The following is a 16,957-nucleotide window of genomic DNA, read 5'->3' on the forward strand; positions in this document are numbered from 1 at the left end:
CAGCCGCATGCCGCCGGCTACGGCGTATCCTCGCCGCCGAAGACCAGATCGTCGTAGGCCTCGGACACGTTTTCCCATTCGTCGTCACTCGCCAGCGGCAGCAGCTCCGGCTGTCCTTCGGGCGAACGGCCGATTCGAAAAAACGCGATTTCATCGGCTTTGCGCATCGCTTTTGTCTGCAGGCCGGCATAGGCCGTTCCCTCGTACTCGAATTCAGCCGCGATCCGGTACGCTTCCTCGGCGCCCTGCTCGTCGACGAGCAGGACTTCCTTGCCGTATTGCTCGGCCAAAACGCGAATGCGCTTGACGGCCTGGTGCATTTTGCCCGCCTCCTTGCCTGCTGCTCAGTCTTCGTGGTCCATTTCGCCGAGCAGGGTGTTGAAGGTCTCCTCCACCATATTCCACTCTTCCTCGTCGTCGATCGTATACAGCTTCAGATCGTCGCCGTCCTCCTCATAGCGGAAGGCATAGACCTCGTCGGCGTCTTCGTCTTCGACTTCCTCCACATTGAGCGGCACGACCATCATGTATTTCTGATCGGACTCGTCCACTTCGAATTTCATGATGACTTCGAATTCTTCCTCGTTGCCTTCCTCATCCGGAATATAAATGATTTCCGGCTCTTCGAACTGCATGTCGTCATTTGTCATCGTCGTCACCCTCACCTTTTTGATTTTGCGTCCAGGTAATTTTGCAAAATGAGCGCAGCCGCCATTTTGTCAATGACCAGCTTTCTTTTCTTGCGGCTGACATCCGCTTCGAGCAGCGTGCGCTCGGCGGACACGGTCGTCAGCCGTTCATCCCAAAGGTGAACGGGCAATTGTAATTTTTCGCGCAACGTCTGCGCGAAGGCGATGCAAATTTCGCCACGCGGGCCCACCGTGCCATTCATATTTTTCGGCAGGCCAACAACGATTTCGGTGGCTTCGTGCTCTCGGGCCAGATCAGCCAGCCGGTCGAACTCGCGACCGCTGCGCGACGTCTCGACGACGCCGACGCCTTGGGCGGTCCATCCCAGCTCGTCGCTGACTGCCACGCCAATTCTGCGGTCGCCGTAATCCAGTCCCATGATTCGCATGCCTGGTCCGTCCTCATTTCCGCTTGTATGCTAGGTTCTGTGCTGACTGAGATAGCTGCGTACGAGCTCCTCGATCAGCTCGTCGCGTTCTTTTTTGCGGATCAGACTCCTGGCGTTGTTGTGGCGCGGGATGTAGGCCGGATCTCCGGACAGCAGATAGCCGACAATCTGATTGATCGGATTGTAATCCTTCTCCTTCAGCGCGTCGTACACCTTCAGCAGAATTTCCTCCGAGGAGGTCTTCAGCTCATCCGGGTTCACATCGAACTTCATCGTCTTATCCATGGAACTCATCGCCAGCACCTCACTTTCGACGTAAAGCAGTTACCTGCTTCTATCATATCACATTTTGGTGGCTTTGAACCAGTTCTTCCGCAAGGTTTAGCGCCTCCGCCAGCTTTTCCGGCTGCTTGCCGCCGGCCTGGGCCATATCCGGACGGCCGCCGCCGCCGCCGCCGCAGCGAGCGGCCAGCTCCTTGATCAGCTTGCCGGCGTGGAAGCCGCGCTTGACCAGATCCGGCGACACGCTGACGATCAGGTTGACCTTGCCCTCCTGCACGGCGCCGAGCACGATAATTGCCGATTCCAGCTTGGCCTTGAGCTCGTCGGCCATGCCGCGCAGCGCGTCCATCCCGCCGGCATCGACCTGGCGCGCCAGCAGCGTGACGCCGCCGACCTCCTTGGCCGCGCCGGACAGCTCGCCGGCCTCGATGCGGCTCAGCTTCGCCTGCAGCGACTCGTTATCGCGCGCCAGCTCGCGCAGCTGCGCGCCGAGCCCTTCGATGCGGCGCGGCACCTCGCCCACGGACGTCTTGAGCAGCTCCGCCGCTGCGCGGAGCGTCTGCAGCTGCGCATCCATGTGCGCGTAGGCGTGGCGCCCGGTCACCGCTTCGATGCGGCGCACGCCCGAGCCGATGCCCGATTCGCCGAGCAGGCGGAACAGTCCGATCTGGGCGGTGTTGCCGACGTGGCAGCCGCCGCACAGCTCGATGCTGTAATCGCCGACCTGCACGACGCGCACGACGTCGCCGTATTTCTCGCCGAACAGCGCCATCGCGCCCATTGCCTTCGCTTCAGCGATCGGCTTGGATTCGATCGCCACCGGCGTACCGATCCAGATCTGCTCGTTGACCTTGCGCTCGATCGTCTCCAGCTCCTCGGCGGTCACGGACCCGAAGTGGGAGAAGTCGAAGCGCAGCCGCTCGGCCTCTACGAGCGACCCGGCCTGATTGACATGCTCGCCGAGCACCTCCTTGAGCGCCTTGTGCAGCAGATGCGTCGCCGTATGGTTGCGCACGATGTCCTCGCGCGCGCCGCGCAACACCTCGGCCCGCACCCGGTCGCCGGTGCGCAGGCTGCCTGCCTGCACCGTGACCTGATGCACGTGCTGGCCTTGCGGCGCCTTGCTGACGTCCTCGACCGCGGCCCGCACGCCGCCTTCGCCGCTCAGCGCGCCGCGGTCGCTGACCTGTCCGCCGCTCTCGGCGTAGAACGGCGTGCGGTCGAGCACGACGAGGCAGTGCGCGCCTTCGCCGACGATGTCGACGATCTGATCCTCGTGGATAATCGCGGCAATCTTGGCTTCCGTCACCAGCTCATTATAACCAACGAAGGTGCTTTTAACCGCCAGCTCGGCGAGCGGCCCGCCCTGCACCTTCATGCTGCCTCCGTCCTGACGCGCAGCCCGCGCGCGCGCCCGCTGCTCCTCCATCGCCGCGTCGAAGCCGGCGCGGTCGACCGTCAGGCCCTGCTCCAAGGCGTAATCCTCGGTCAGATCGAGCGGGAAGCCATAGGTGTCGTACAGCTTGAACGCGCTGGCGCCGCCGATCTCGGTCTTGCCGACGGCAGCAGCCTCGCGGGCCAGCTCGCCCAGCATGGCCAGGCCGTCGGAAAGCGTCTCGTGGAAGCGCTCCTCCTCCATGCGGATGATGCGCGCGATGAATTCCTGCTTGTCGACCACCTCGCTGTAGTAGACCCCCATCACTTCGCCGACGACGGCGGTCAGCTCGTACAGGAACGGCCGGTCGACGCCGAGCGTCTTGCCGTAGCGCACGGCGCGGCGCAGCAGGCGGCGAATGACGTAGCCGCGGCCCTCGTTGGACGGCAGCACGCCGTCGCCGACGGAGAAGACCACGGTGCGGATATGGTCGGCGATGACCTTGAGCGCTACGTCCTGCGCGGCGTCGGCGCCGTAGGTGACGCCTGCGAGGTCGCAGGTGCGCTTGATGATCGGCTGGAACAGATCAGTGTCGAAGTTGGAGTCGACGTTTTGCAGGATCGACGCGAAGCGCTCCAGGCCGGCGCCGGTATCGATGTTTTTGTTCGGCAGCGGCGTGCGCGAGCCGTCCTTGTTGTGATTGAATTGCGAGAACACGAGATTCCATACCTCGAGGAAGCGCTCGTTCTCGCCGCCGGCGTAGCACTCCGGATCGCTCAGGTCGCCGTATTGATCGCCCCGGTCATAAAATATCTCGGTGCACGGGCCGCACGGGCCCTCGCCGATGTCCCAGAAATTGTCCTCCAGCTTGACGATGCGCTCCTCCGGCAGCCCGACCTTCTTGTTCCAGTAATCGAACGCCTCCGTATCGTCGGGATAGACCGTGACGTGCAGGCGCTCCGGGTCGAAGCCGATCCACTGCGGATCGGTCAGGAACTCCCATGCCCAGACGATGGCTTCTTCCTTGAAATAATCGCCGATCGAGAAATTGCCGAGCATTTCGAAAAACGTATGGTGCCGGCGCGTTTTGCCGACGTTTTCGATGTCGTTCGTCCGAATGCACTTCTGGGAATTGGCGATGCGCGGGTTGTCCGGCGCGACGCGGCCGTCGAAGTAGGCCTTGAGCGGCGCCATCCCGGCGTTGATCCACAGCAGCGAGGGATCATTGTGCGGCACGAGCGGCGCGCTCGGCTCGATGGCGTGACCCTTGCTCTCGAAAAAAGCGAGCCATTTGGCGCGAATTTCACTTGCTTTCATGTTCATCTTCCCCTTTTTGAATGTGCCGGAGACGCGTTCGGCGCTCCGGTTGTCCTGTTCCGCGCACCGCTTGTCGCGGCTGCGTGCCGGCCAAGACGCAAAAAACGCCCCTGCAATGTGCAGGGACGAAATCGAAGCATTTCGCGGTACCACCCTGGTTAATGGCCGCTTTCCGAACTGCGGGCGGCGGCGCAATCGCCTCTGGCGGACGGTAACGGGTCCTCCCGGCGGACTTGGCATCCGCGCTCCGGAACCAGCGTTCGGCCGCCCTTCGCCCCCGCGCCCTCTCAGCCGTCCCTGCCGCCCATTAGGGGCTCTCCGGACGAGGCGCAATCTCTGATCGGCGGTGCTGCGGCTTACTCCTGTTCCGTCACAGCTTTGCTTGCTATGCATGCATATAGCCACAGTATAGCGTCAGAGGTCGACCGGTGTCAAATGGTCTTGCGCCTTACATAGTAGGCGAATACATGCTGCAATACGACCTTGAGCGCGGCGAAGATCGGCACGGCCAAAATCATGCCGACGATGCCGGCCACCTGGCCGCCGACGAGCAGCGCAAAAATGATGACCAGCGGGTGCATGTGCAGCGTGCGGCCGACGACCTGCGGCGAGATCACATTGCCTTCGAGAATCTGGCAAGCCGTATTGACGACGATGACGAGTATCATCATTTTCGGCGACACCGTCGACGCCATGAGCAGCGCCGGCGCCGCGCCGAAAAACGGTCCCAGGTACGGAATGATATTGAATACCGCCACCAGCGACGCCAGCAGCAGCGCATACGGCATGCCGATGATCCAATAGCCGAGATAGGCGAGGATGCCGACGATAAGACAGACCAGGAACTGGCCGCGAATGTAATTGCCGAGCGCTTCGTCGATGTCCTTGAGCAGCCGCACCGCGCTCTTGCGATGGGAGCGCGGCACGTAGGCGATGACCGCCCGCTCGAACAATTCGAAGTCCTTCAAAATATAGAAGGCCAAAAACGGAATAATAAACGCGATGAACACCACGCTCAGCATCGCGCCGATGTTGTTCAAAAACGACACCGCCGCCGTGCTGACCCGCTTCTCCAACGCCTGCAGCGCATGGCTGATCGCGGTGCGGACGCTCTCGGGCAAAAACGAGTTGTTGAAGTCGTTGACGAGATTCTGCGCGCGCATCGTCAGCTCCGGGGCGTGCTTGTTAAGTTCCTCGATCTGGGTAATAAACATAGGAATCATATTCATCAGCAGTACGGTTACCGCGCCGCAAAACACGGCATAAATCAGCAGCACCGCAATCGCCCGCGGCACGCGACGGCTCGCCAGAATGTTGACGACGGGGTGCAGCACATACGAAATAATCATGGCAATCGCAAACGGCGCAAGCACCGCCTTCAAAAAATCATAGACATGCACAATAATCGGCTTGACGAGCAGCAGCAAATACAGCGCGAGCAGGCCAAGTATCGTATAGACCAATACGGCAAACGGCTTGCGGCTTGTAAATTTGTCCATGGCACGCGCTCCCTTCCGTAAACAGTATATGCCCGGAGCGGACAAAACATCCTTGCTTGTCTGACTGAACGCCATACTTGTCTGACAGCGCGGCACAAACGTTACAATTTCGAAACAATAGGCCATACATGCGAAACAACCGGCTGTTAATCTGATACCCTAAGACAAAGACCGGCAGGAGTGAGCGACATGAGAACCTTCTTGGCCACACTGGCAATCATCATACTGGTAATTGGCGGGATCGGCGCGGCCCATCTGCCGTCGCACGCCGGGCAGCACGAGGAAGTGGCCGACACCGCTGCCCCGGATGCTGCCCCGAACGGAGAGCCTGGTCACGCCCAGGCCCATCACGATTCGGACGAGCAGAGCCGGGACGACAACCAGGCGCAGGATGAAGCCGACGGTGCCGATGACGCTGCCACTGGTGAACCCGACGGGCCAACTGACGTACCTGGCGGCGCAACTGACGAGCCTGATGTGGCAACTGACGAGCCTATGGAACAAGCCGATCCCGATGCGGACGATCCGCAAGGCGGGCAGGTCGGAGACGAGGCGGCAGCGGACGGCCAGGACGAGGCGAATGAAGAGGCCCCCGCCAGTGAGAGCTCGGAAGGATCCGCGGCAGACGCAGAGCCGGACAAGCCAGAGTCAGAGGCTGGGTCGGAGTCGAATTCAAATTCGGGCAATCCTGGCCAGGGGGAAGCGGGCGTAGCGTCCAATGCGGGCGATGGCAAGGACGAGGAACGTCCCGCCTACAATACCGGGGACAGCGTGGAGGCCATCGCCGAGCCGTCGGCGCCGGATGCGCTGATCAACAAGCACAACAAGCTGCCCGCCGACTACGCGCCGGACGACCTCGTCTATCCCGACGTGCCGTTCATCTTCGGCGAATACATCGACAAGCGCATGCTGCGCAAGGATGCGGCGGCGGCGCTGGAGCGCATGTTCGCTGCTGCGAAGGATGACGGCGTGGCGCTGGCCGGCGTCTCGGGCTATCGCTCGTACGCGCGACAGCAGGAGCTGTTCGACGCGTATGTGGAGCGCGACGGCGAAGCGGCGGCACGCACGTACAGCGCGGAGCCGGGCACGAGCGAGCATCAGAGCGGGCTGGCGATGGACATCTCCGGAACCGACGGCGCCTGCGCCGCCTCGAGCTGCTTCGCGGGCACGCCGGAAGCGGAGTGGATCGCCGAGCATGCCGATGCATATGGCTTCATCGTGCGCTATGGCGAGGACGAGCAGGCGATCACCGGCTACAAGTACGAGCCGTGGCATGTGCGCTACGTCGGCGAGTCGATCGCGGCCGAGGTCGCGGAGCGCGGCATCACACTCGAGGAGTACTACGACGCGGTGCCGGTATCGGCGGGCGGGCAGTGACAGGCTGCGCTCCTGCACTCCATCCGCCGCCAATAGCGGCTCGCCGGTGGGAAGGCAGCCGTCCCGATTCTCGATCGGGCAGCTGCCTTTTTTGATTTGGGCGAGGCGGGTATATAAAAAGAAAGCTTTTTGGTTCCAGCATTGGGCACCGTCGAAATGCGTGCCAATTGTTCATCTGAACCTCCCCGTCCTTTGAGCGAACGGATGAGCGAACGGACGCTGCTGAGCTAGGGCTAGCCGACTATTGCAGGCTAACGGTTGCCGCAGCGCTTATTTCGATCCATTTCAGGCGTTTTTTAGGCTAACGGTTGCTGTAGCGCTTATTTGGTCCCAATCGTCTCTTTTTTAGTGATTTCACGATATTAAGACCTGTGACAACCGTTACAATTTGATCGGCGTTATTTTAGGCCTATTAGCCGCTGTGGCAACCGTTAGGTTCATTGCGGGTAGATGAAGGAAGGGGCGGAACGTTGCAATTCAATCAGGCTACTCCATATTGAAGGCTTGGCCAAATTGTAAGATTGGAGGCGATCCTATTTTAACCAATGGACTTGTCGGATTGACAGGCTGTATATCATCGGCACCTTGATCTACTTTTTCACCAGCCATCAGCACAAAAAAAGCTACGTCAACATGGCGCTATTTTACAAGCTCTTTTTTGTTTTAACCAGCATCACATTGAGCTTCGCAGTCATCTATTATGTGTTGGCGTTCAATCAAGTTGTACTGCGTGTAGCTGACCATACGGGCGATCCGGCACAAGACAGCTTTTGGACGTATTTGTACTTTAGCGGTGTCACCATTCTTTCGATACGGCGATCTGGTACCGGTTGGAAACGCGCGTTTTTTCGCGCTGATCGAGGCCAGCCTGGGGCTGCTGCTGCCGACGGATTTTTTCGTCCAAGCCTTGAATAATCGGGGGCATTCCAGCGGAAATAAATAGCGAAAACCTGGATAATCGGTCGCCAATCCTATGTCACGTTATGTATGAGGCGTTGATGGACGAGAATCATGCTTAATTGAGTCGTCCAAATAAAAACATCTGTTTTCCTCCAGGAGCTTGATGCAAATATTATCCTAAGGTATCTTCTACAGGATGCCGAACCGTTCATCGAACAAGCCACTGAAAAGATGGAACGCTTCGTGATTTATATCCCAAATGAAGTTCTCGCAGAAGTTGTGTATGTGCTTGAAAAAGTCTATCAAGTCGAGCGTACAAAAATTTGCTCGGTACTACAAGGTTTAATCAGCTACAAAAATATCTCCACTCATGATTATGCAGTATTGTTCGAATCACTTCAGGTTTACGCAGAGATCAATATTGAATGGATGCCCCATGGAATGGTTTGGGAATTTTCTTTGATGTCGGCATCGACGATTGGCTCCTTGTTCGATTCGGAGATTTCAATCGGTCGATCCGGTTCTACCGAAGCGACGAGCTTCTGCTGGAGCAGCATGTTCACTTGTTCCGGGGCCAGATCTAGCGCGAGTGCGCGTAATCTGTCCAGCGGCTCTGCGCGATATGTACTTCGATTCATGCCGGCTTGCTCACTCATATCAGTGGCAGCATGCAAGCGAACGATATACCGTTGTTTCTCATAGGTTTGATCTTCTGCAAGCATGGTGTCGAGTTTCCACAATAACTGGTCAACGGACAACATGCCGTATACGCTTTTTGTTACGCTGCTTTGGGGAGCGGCATCATAGGTGCTGCCGGCCACCGTTGCCGAATATGGGTATTAATCAATGCTAAATTTCATTTAATTTGGATCAAAAAAAGAAAACCCATAAAAGCGATCGCGCTTTTTTGGGCTTTCTCTATGAATGATCGAATCTGTTCCCCTTAGCAACAAGCCGGTACCTTGATCGACCAATCGCCTCTGGCTTACTTATTCCTCCATGCTCTCCATGCCCTACTCTACAAAGGTCAGCTCGCAGGCGTCAGCGGCATAGACGCTGAACGTGATCGACGTCCCGTCGGACGGAATGGCGAGCGTCAGCGGCTCGATGTCGCCTGCGAACGTGTCGATCGGCGCTCGCAGCGATGCATTCACCGTAGTCGGCCACTCAAACACAATGGCGTGATCGTCCAACACGAAGGCGGCCTGGCCGTTCGCCGGCCCGACGATCTCCGCGTCCGGCTCGCGCATGAACAGCGGCAGATTGAGATACGCCTCCGCGACGTCCGGGCTGTCCAGCGTCACCGTCACGTCCGTCTGCTCGTCGCCGAGCGCATAGCGCCAGACGAGCGTGCCGGCCGGGCTGGTCAGCGTGCTGCGAATCTCGAAGATCTCGTCCTGGACGATCCAGTGGAAGGTCGAGCGCTCGCGTCCGGTGTGGAACATGGCGCCGCCAGTGAGCTCGCCGTAGATCGCCGAATGCGTCATATCCGCCGGCGTCGTCACCGTGCCGCTCTTGCGGTTTTTGGTGGACAGCAGCGCAGCCCCGGTACCCTCGCTCCAGAATGCCGACGGGCCGCCGCCCACCTTGGACTGCGGACGGATGCTGGACGCGCCCTCCACCTCGTAGAAGACGACGCCGTACAGCCCGCCCCGCTTCCAGGCGACGTGCCCGGGCAGCGTCCAGGTGCCCTCTTGCTCATAGACCGGCAGCGTCGCCGCTTGGGCCTGCTGCGACTGCGAATAGATATGGTACAGATTGCTGATCCAGCCGCCGCTCGTGTTGCTCTCGGCGAACTGCTGGTCCTCCAGCGGCAGCGCCCACTCCAGCAGGCGCAGCGCCCAATCGTCGTTGTTGATCAGATGGGCGAAGGTCATCGCGTCGCCCGGTCCGGTGAGCGGATCGTTGATCATCTCGTACTTCGCCCGCCCGAGCGGGAAGTCCGGGTGCGCCATGTACATGCCCGGATACGAGGCGATGCCCAGCCGCGATTGGGTGCGCGTACTCATCGCCGATGGCGCCATGGCGCTGTTGTTGGCCGTGCCCGACGGCTGTGGCAGCCAGTAGTATTGCTGGAACTCCAGCGCCCGCTCGATCGAATCGTACAGCTTGGCGGTCAGCACCGGGTCGGCGCCGGGCAGCTCGCGGTAGCGATAGTAGATGCTGAGCATCATCGTATCGTTCATCGCGCCGTAGTGACCGTCCGCCCCGTACTCCTCCAGATAATAGCCTGCCGGATGCTGGCCGAACTTGGAGGCGGCGCCGTGCGTGCCGTCGACATAGGACGTGATCATCCGCTCGAAGTAGCCGAGGAAGCGTGGCTCGCCGGTCGCCATGTACGTGAACAGATGCCCTTCGATCGTATGCAGCCACTGGTTGCTCTGGTACCCCTTGTAATCGCCCATCCGATCGCCCGCTGCGATCAGCGCCTCGCGGAATACCGCATCCACCGCCGGGTCCAGGCTGTCGTGCAACAGGTAGTAGGTATGCGCAACCGTATAGTAGGCGAAGAACGCGTGCGTCAACGGATTGGCCGTGCTGCGCAGGTCGTTCTCGCGAATATAGTCGTCGCCCTGCATCATGACGAGCCGATGCAACGCGCCCAGCGTGGCCCGATTGCGCAAGCCCTCGTGATCATAGGCCGGATTCAGCTCGCCCGGAATCGAGACGGCCGCCGCCATATTGAGAGGGTCCCAGGTGGAGAAGATCTTGGGATACAGGGAGCTCTCCCATGTCGGCGGCAAGGGACGCGGCTGCCCTGGATTGTCCGGGTCCCAAGGCGTGATCGCACCGTAATACGGATTGCTCGGATCGAGCACCTGCCGGCTGAGCGGCGAAGCCGAGCCCATGATGAACCCGTACTTGCCGTAATGTAGCGCTTCCAAAATTGGATGCTCCAGGTCGTCCGGCACCTCGTCAAAAAAGTCCAGGTTGACCGCTAGCGGTTCGGTAGCCAGGTCCACCATCGCCTCGCGCACCCGCGCCTGCAGCGGACCGGCGACGAGCAGGCCGTCGGCCTCCGCCGTCCCGCCCTTGAGCGCCAGCGCCGCCGCCGGAGACGGCGTGAGCAGACCCGGCACGCCGTCGAAGACGATGGCGCCCTTGCGCGGCGCGTTCAGCTCCAGCCGCCACACCTCGTCCGCGGCCGCGGGCTCTACCGTCAGCAGGCGCCGGCTCCCGGACGCCGCGGGCGAGCCGAGCGACTGACCGAGCGCGTCGAACAGCTCGACCGTGGCGCCGCCCAGCGCCTCCAGCACGACTGCCTCGGTCGTGCGCGGCAAGTACACGTACGCCGGCGAGGGCAGCGTACTCCCGAGCGAGAGCGCCATCTCGCCGCGCACGCCCCAGATCGGCGTATCCGGCAGGCCGATCTCCAGCACGTCGCCGGAGCGGCCGCCCGAGAGCGACACGCGGTAGATGCCCGGCTCGCCGCCCGGCGGCAGCGCGATGATCGTCTCCGTCGTACCGGCCGACTGGTCGGTCAGCTCCTCCACCGCGAGCAGTTCGCCATCCGGGCCGAACACGCGCGCCAGCGTAATCGGCGCGAAGGGCTCCGTGCTTGCGGGCGTCGTCGTGCGCCGAATTCGGACGCTCTCCGGCCCCTCGTCATCGTACTTGGCCAGCATACCCACGCCGCCGATCAGGCCGGGCAGCAGCCGGTTCACGACCGTTTGCTGCAGCGGGTAATACGTCTCCTCCGCGACGGTCGGCTCCGCCGAAGCGCGCTCCCCGGGGAGCGCAGGCAATCCCGTCCAGGGCCAGCAGCCGATCACCATCAGCGCGGCCAGCCAAGTACTGAGTTGTCTTCGCATCTATCATTCGCCTCCTCAATTTATACATGGTAGACCGTGTATCCTGCTTATCTGCGTTTTGAAGCCTGTTTGCGGCTCCGAGGGCCATGCCCTTACAGAGCAGGCCTGCCTATCATACCTCCTCACCGGCAAGCCTGCTCTGGTTCAAGCGGTACGCCTTACTCTCCTGCTCGCTCCAGTTGCGTATTATACATCTCGACCAGCTCCGCTGCGCCGAGTTGATTCGCCTCGCGCACGAATTGCGAGATCGACTCGTCGTTGATCGCCGTTTTGCCCATGACGAATTCCGTCAGCTTCTGCTCCAGATGCTTGGTCAGATTGGCGAGCCTCTCCTTCTCCAGCTCGGCCTCCTCCTCCGTCGCCACCATCAGCGGCACCGAATCGACGATATACGGCTGCTGCAGCTCGTCGATCGCCGCATCCTCCGGCGACAGGACGCGCGCCTGCCGCGACTTGTCGAAGGCCGCCATCCGGATGCTGTCGTAGAGCACGCCTTCCTTGCGCAGATTCGGCACGAGCAGGTCCGGCTCTTCCTCCAGATAGCGCACCTCGCCGCCATTCACCTCGTAATTCTTGCCCGCGATGCCATAATTCGTGTAGTCCGTACCCTCGTCGCTATACAGGTAATCGAGGAATTGGACAGCGATCTCCGGCTGCTTCACATCGGCGGCCAGCGCGATACTCTGGGCGTCGAAGACGACCGGCTTGATGAACTGGAACGGCTTCACCCCTTCGGCGGCGAACGGCGCCATCGGCACGAGCCGATAATCGGTCGAGGCATCGGCCTGTCTCGCCTTGGAATTGAACTGCGACACCCGCCCCTTGAAGTGATGGGTCACCAGCGACTTGCCGCTCAGCATGCGCTCGTCGAATTGATTGGACTGCAGCAACGCGAATTCCGGGTCCATCAGCCCCTCCTCGTACAGCCGATGCAGGTAGGTGAGCATATCGACGAAGCGCGCGTCCTCCGCCGCAAAGCGATATTCGTCCGCCTCGCGGTCGTAGCCGAGCATGCCGTCGATGCCGGTGAACATCTGCGCGAAGTCGCGGTACAGCCCGATGCGTCCGATCGGAGCCGTGCTGATCGGCAGGAATGGATATGCGTCGGGATAAGCGGCCTTCATCTGCTTGAGCATGTCGTAGAATTCATCCGTGTTCCCGGGCTGCTCGATTCCGAGCTCGTCCATGACGTCTCCGCGCGCCATCCAGGAGAAGCTGATGTAATTCTCCTCCGAGAACGTCGGCACGCTGTAGATGCCGCCGTCGGCTGCCGTCGAGACCACCGTGGCGTCGGGGTACTTCTCGTACCAGGCCTTGATGTTCGGCATCAGTCCCTCGTCCATGTACGGCTTGAGATCGAGGAAGACCCCGTCCGGGCCATACTGGCGCGCCAGCGAGCCGGTCAGCGAGCCGAAGAAGTCGGTCACCGACTGCGTGGCGAGCAGCAGCATGCGCTTCTCCTCGAAGCCTGCGCCGGGCGCGGGCTCGAAGCGAATGTCGACGCCCGTCCGCTCCGCCATCGCGCGGAAGATCGGCCAATCGCTGCTGACCGCCGCGTCGGCGCGCTCGGCGATAAAAAAGCTGTACGTGATCGGCTCCGCCGACAGCGGCAGCTCGAGGCCGCCGGTGCGGGCCGGGTCGTATTCGATAGCGCTTGCAGGCGGCGTCGAATTTCCGCCGTCGACAGCTTCCTTGCTCGTCGTGTTCGTCCCCCCGCCGTTCTGGGTGCAGGCGGCCAGCATGACCGCCATCGTCACCCCCCCGACCAGACGCAGGGTCCGGCTCTGATAGACCGCTTTCATTTTTTTCATGTCGATCGTCCCCCTTGATGGTTTAAGCTCTACTTGCTAACCCTTGATGCCGCCGATCATCGTTCCCTGCACGAAGTATTTCTGTATGAACGGGTATACGCACAGGATCGGCAACGCTGCTACCATGATCGTCGAATACTTGACCGTCTCCAGCAGCATGATCTCGTCGTCGCCCGCCGAGCCCTGCGATTGCGCGGCCGCCGTGCCGGCGATCACGATATTGCGCAGATGAATCTGCAGCGGATAGAGCTCCTTCTGATTCAGATAGATCAATGCGTCAAAGAATGAATTCCATTGCGTCACCGCGGTGAACAAGCCGATCGTCATCAGCACCGGCTTCGAGAGCGGCATCACAATGCGCAGCAGCGTGCCCATCACGCCGCAGCCGTCGATGCGCGCCGCCTCCTCCAGCTCCTCCGGCAGCTGCTCGAAAAACGTCCGCATGATGAACAGGTACCACGTATTGATCAGCGTCGGCACGATGACCGCCCAGATCGTGTCGATCAGGCCGAGCTGCTTGACGACGAGGAAGGTCGGGATCAGCCCGCCGTTGAACAGCATCGTCGCCGCCGCGAACAGCAGGATCGTCCGCCTGCCCAGAAGGCGGCGCTTCGCCAGCGGATACGCCATCATCGAGGTCACGAGCAGCGTCGCCGCCGTCTGGATCACCGTGTAGCGAATCGTATTGCCGTAGCTCAGCCAGATGAACGGATCGGCGAAGACTCGCTCGTAGGCGATGAAGGTAAGGTCCCGCGGCCACAGCTTGACCGTACCGTTCACGACCAGGCCGACATTGCTGATCGAGGCCGAGGCGACGTAGACGATCGGATACAACATGACAGCCGCCAGGATCAGCATCAGCGTCACATTGAAGGCGTCGAAAACGCGCGAGGCCATACTTGTTTTGATTTTCACAGCGCGCCTCCTCCTACCATAGACTGCCGTGCGCCGTCTTGCGCGCCAGCTTGTTGGCGGCGACGACCAGCACGAACCCGATGACCGCCTGGAACAGTCCGACCGCGGCGGCGAAGCTGAAGTCCGCGTTGATCAGTCCGCGCCGGTAGACGAATGTGTTGATGACATCGGCGGTGTCGTAGAGCGTCGGATTGTACAGCAGGATGATTTTCTGATAACCGATCTCCATCATCTTGCCCAGATTGAGCACGAGCAGGATGATCACGACCGGCAGCATGCCGACGAAGGTGATATGGCGGATCTGCTGGAAGCGGTTCGCCCCATCCATTCGGGCCGCCTCGTATAGCGTCGGATCGACGCCCGCGATGGCAGCCAGATACAGGATCGTGCCCCAGCCGAGCGTCTGCCAGATCTCCGAGGCCACATAGATCGTACGGAACCAGCCCGGCTCGGCCATGAACATGATCGGCTCGATCCCCAGCATGACCAGCACATGATTGACGATGCCTGAGGACGGGGACAGGAAGTTGACCACCATGCCGACGATGACGACTGTGGACAGGAAGTGCGGCAAGTAGCTGACCGTCTGAATGAAGCGGCGGAACAGCACGACCCGCAGCTCGTTGAGCAGCAGCGCCAACAGGATCGGCGCCGGAAATGCAAACAGCAGCTCGTATACATTAAGAAGCAGCGTGTTGCGGATCAGTTGCCAGGCGTCCGGCGTTCGCGTGAAAAAATCGATGAAATGCTTGAAGCCGACCCACTCGCTTCCCCAGATGCCCTTGCCGATCGAATAGTTCTGAAAGCTGATCAGCACCCCGTACATCGGGACATACTTGAATACAATATAAAACAAAATGCCCGGCAGCATCAGCCAATACAGCGCCTGATCGCGGCGCAGCGCGCGCCAATGCTCCTTTCTCATGCTGCTAACCCTCCGTTTCCTTGCCAATCGCGCGAAGCGTGCACCGACTTCGCGGCTTCGGACGTCCGTACCTACGCTTTCCATGCTAAGGGCCGGCGCCGCTCGGCGCCAGCCCTCATATTTTCCGCGATCACTCATTGTTGCAAGCGTGATGCACAGCCACAAAGCTGCGTCTGCAGACCATGCCCGTTCCGTACCGGAATGGTAACCGAGGCCAAGCAACGGCCGCTCGTGCGCATTTTTTCGTCGATCACTACTTTTTTCTGCATGTGTGGGTCGCCGCGACTCAGCCGCCGGCGGCAGCGGATGCGGTCGAAGCGGCCAGCAGTCGCTCCAGCCCGGACTTCACCGCAGGCCAGTCCGTCCGCTCGGGCAGCACGCCCTGCGCAGCCGAGGTCGCCGCCAGCACGCCGGCCGCCTGTCCGGTCTGCACCGCGTTGCCGGTGACGCGGTAGCTCGAGTGCGCCAGGAAGTCGCCGCTAATGCAGCGACCGGCCAGCACGAGCCCGCCGACGTCGCGTGCCACCAGCGCCCGCAGCGGGATATCGTAGGGTTGCGCCCGCTCCCGATATTCCTGATTCGCCGATTCGAAGCTCTTGGAGCCGGCGCCGTGCAGGGCATGGACGTCCACCTTGAACGTGACGCGGCAGACGGCGTCCGGATGCCGCACGCCGCTGAGCAAGTCTTCCTTGGTCACAGTGTACAAGCCGTGAATGCGGCGCCCCTCGCGCACGCCGATCTGCGAGGCTGTCGAGACGAGTCGCAGCCGCTCCCAGATGCCGCCGATCCCGCGCAGCGCCGCCACGACCTCATTCACTTCACGACGTGCCTGCAGCGTCGCAGCGGTCAGATCGTCCGCATTCAATCCGGAACGGCCATATTGGTGATTGGCCATGAGCATGTACAGTTCGTCGCGGATATGCCAGAGTCCCGGGCTGCGATACGAGGGGGAATAGCCGCCGCGCTCGATATCGGCGAGCAGACGCAGCCGCGAGGCGCGCTCGATGAGCGTATACGGCCGGCTCGCCTCGGGATCGACGCCGGCGACGAGCGCAATCAGGCTCATCGGCTGCATCGCCCCGCTGTGCTCCTCACCGAGGCTGTAGCCGCAGCCGGCCTGGGCGGCGAGATCGCCGTCGCCGGTCGCATCGACGAATACCTCGGCTCGCCATGCCTCGCGGCCCGACTTGGATTCGGTCACGATGTGCGTGAGCCGCTTGGCCGCATCGCAATGCGCCGCCGCGACGCGGGTATGGAGCCGCACGGTGACGCCTGCCTCGGCGCACATCGCTTCGAGCTCGAGCTTGAGCGCCTCCACGTCGCAGACGAAGCCTTGTCGTGCATCGTGCCGCTCCAGCCGTGCCAGCAGCTCCGGCAATAGCCCCGTCTTATTGGCGCCGTCGATGATATAGGCGAGCTGCCCGGCTGTCCAGATGCCGCCGAGGCAGCCGTGCAGCTCGATCAGGCAAGTACGCGCCCCGCTGCGTGCGGCGGCCAGTGCTGCGGCGATGCCGGCCGGGCCGGCGCCGCAGACGATGACGTCATAGTGCGCCGTGACGTCGAGCGCGCGCTCCTGTTCATGGAGGGTCTCCTGGGGGTTGGGTGAAGTGTGCATTTCGCTATCCTCTCCTTGGTTAGATGTGCTCGCGTCTAGCGCGGGCCGGGA

The 16,957-nt window shown here is 61.2% G+C and carries 14 protein-coding genes and 1 pseudogene; 3 read left to right on the forward strand and 12 right to left on the reverse strand.

The features are described 5' to 3' along the window. Positions 1–17: 17 nt before the first annotated feature. The 6 genes from IDH44_RS05025 to IDH44_RS05050 all read right to left on the reverse strand — a co-directional run bounded on the left by IDH44_RS05025 (position 18) and on the right by IDH44_RS05050 (position 5,551). A complete protein-coding gene (locus IDH44_RS05025; protein ID WP_190915308.1) occupies positions 18–320 on the reverse strand; it encodes a DUF1292 domain-containing protein in 303 nt (100 codons plus the stop codon). 24 nt (positions 321–344) lie between these two features. Continuing rightward, positions 345–650: a DUF1292 domain-containing protein gene (locus tag IDH44_RS05030; RefSeq protein ID WP_190915310.1), complete on the reverse strand. Its 306-nt coding sequence runs from the start codon at positions 648–650 to the stop codon at positions 345–347. Between the two features lie 11 nt (positions 651–661). After that, the gene (gene ruvX / locus IDH44_RS05035) at positions 662–1,078 is read right to left on the reverse strand and encodes a Holliday junction resolvase RuvX (RefSeq protein ID WP_190915312.1); all 417 of its coding nucleotides are present in this window, start codon (positions 1,076–1,078) and stop codon (positions 662–664) included. 30 nt (positions 1,079–1,108) lie between these two features. Continuing rightward, the gene (locus tag IDH44_RS05040; protein ID WP_190915314.1) at positions 1,109–1,372 is read right to left on the reverse strand and encodes an IreB family regulatory phosphoprotein; all 264 of its coding nucleotides are present in this window, start codon (positions 1,370–1,372) and stop codon (positions 1,109–1,111) included. A gap of 43 nt (positions 1,373–1,415) precedes the next feature. Then, a complete protein-coding gene (gene alaS / locus IDH44_RS05045; RefSeq protein WP_190915316.1) occupies positions 1,416–4,052 on the reverse strand; it encodes an alanine--tRNA ligase in 2,637 nt (878 codons plus the stop codon). A gap of 431 nt (positions 4,053–4,483) precedes the next feature. After that, complete coding sequence (locus tag IDH44_RS05050; protein WP_190915318.1) at positions 4,484–5,551, reverse strand: AI-2E family transporter; 1,068 nt, start codon at positions 5,549–5,551, stop codon at positions 4,484–4,486. 189 nt (positions 5,552–5,740) lie between these two features. Here IDH44_RS05050 and IDH44_RS05055 point away from each other — a divergent pair, with 189 nt between their 5' ends. From IDH44_RS05055 to IDH44_RS27100, 3 genes and pseudogenes are all read left to right on the forward strand, one after another. After that, the gene (locus IDH44_RS05055) at positions 5,741–6,928 is read left to right on the forward strand and encodes a M15 family metallopeptidase (protein WP_223869379.1); all 1,188 of its coding nucleotides are present in this window, start codon (positions 5,741–5,743) and stop codon (positions 6,926–6,928) included. 633 nt (positions 6,929–7,561) lie between these two features. After that, positions 7,562–7,843, forward strand: a complete 282-nt coding sequence (locus tag IDH44_RS05060; protein WP_223869380.1) for a hypothetical protein — start codon at positions 7,562–7,564, stop codon at positions 7,841–7,843. A 156-nt stretch (positions 7,844–7,999) separates the two neighbouring features. Then, positions 8,000–8,131 (forward strand): annotated as a pseudogene (locus IDH44_RS27100) (PIN domain-containing protein); the annotation flags it as partial. 101 nt (positions 8,132–8,232) lie between these two features. Here the strand turns inward: IDH44_RS27100 and IDH44_RS27105 are convergent. The 6 genes from IDH44_RS27105 to IDH44_RS05090 form a co-directional block, all read right to left on the reverse strand. Beyond that, the gene (locus IDH44_RS27105; protein ID WP_317890115.1) at positions 8,233–8,649 is read right to left on the reverse strand and encodes a hypothetical protein; all 417 of its coding nucleotides are present in this window, start codon (positions 8,647–8,649) and stop codon (positions 8,233–8,235) included. 192 nt (positions 8,650–8,841) lie between these two features. Beyond that, positions 8,842–11,640 (reverse strand): hypothetical protein, encoded by a 2,799-nt coding sequence (locus IDH44_RS05070; RefSeq protein ID WP_190915320.1) that lies wholly within the window; start codon positions 11,638–11,640, stop codon positions 8,842–8,844. Between the two features lie 158 nt (positions 11,641–11,798). Then, positions 11,799–13,451 carry an extracellular solute-binding protein gene (locus IDH44_RS05075; RefSeq protein ID WP_190915322.1) on the reverse strand — a complete coding sequence of 551 codons (1,653 nt, stop codon included), beginning with the start codon at positions 13,449–13,451 and terminating at the stop codon, positions 11,799–11,801. A 36-nt stretch (positions 13,452–13,487) separates the two neighbouring features. Continuing rightward, complete coding sequence (locus IDH44_RS05080) at positions 13,488–14,366, reverse strand: carbohydrate ABC transporter permease (protein ID WP_190915324.1); 879 nt, start codon at positions 14,364–14,366, stop codon at positions 13,488–13,490. Positions 14,367–14,379: 13 nt separating this feature from the next. Next, a complete protein-coding gene (locus tag IDH44_RS05085) occupies positions 14,380–15,291 on the reverse strand; it encodes an ABC transporter permease (RefSeq protein WP_223869381.1) in 912 nt (303 codons plus the stop codon). 286 nt (positions 15,292–15,577) lie between these two features. Further along, positions 15,578–16,906: an FAD-dependent oxidoreductase gene (locus tag IDH44_RS05090; RefSeq protein WP_190915326.1), complete on the reverse strand. Its 1,329-nt coding sequence runs from the start codon at positions 16,904–16,906 to the stop codon at positions 15,578–15,580. Between the last annotated feature and the right edge of the window lie 51 nt (positions 16,907–16,957).

It is taken from the genome of Paenibacillus sabuli (assembly GCF_014705605.1).
GTDB classification, from domain to species: domain Bacteria; phylum Bacillota; class Bacilli; order Paenibacillales; family Paenibacillaceae; genus Paenibacillus_D; species Paenibacillus_D sabuli.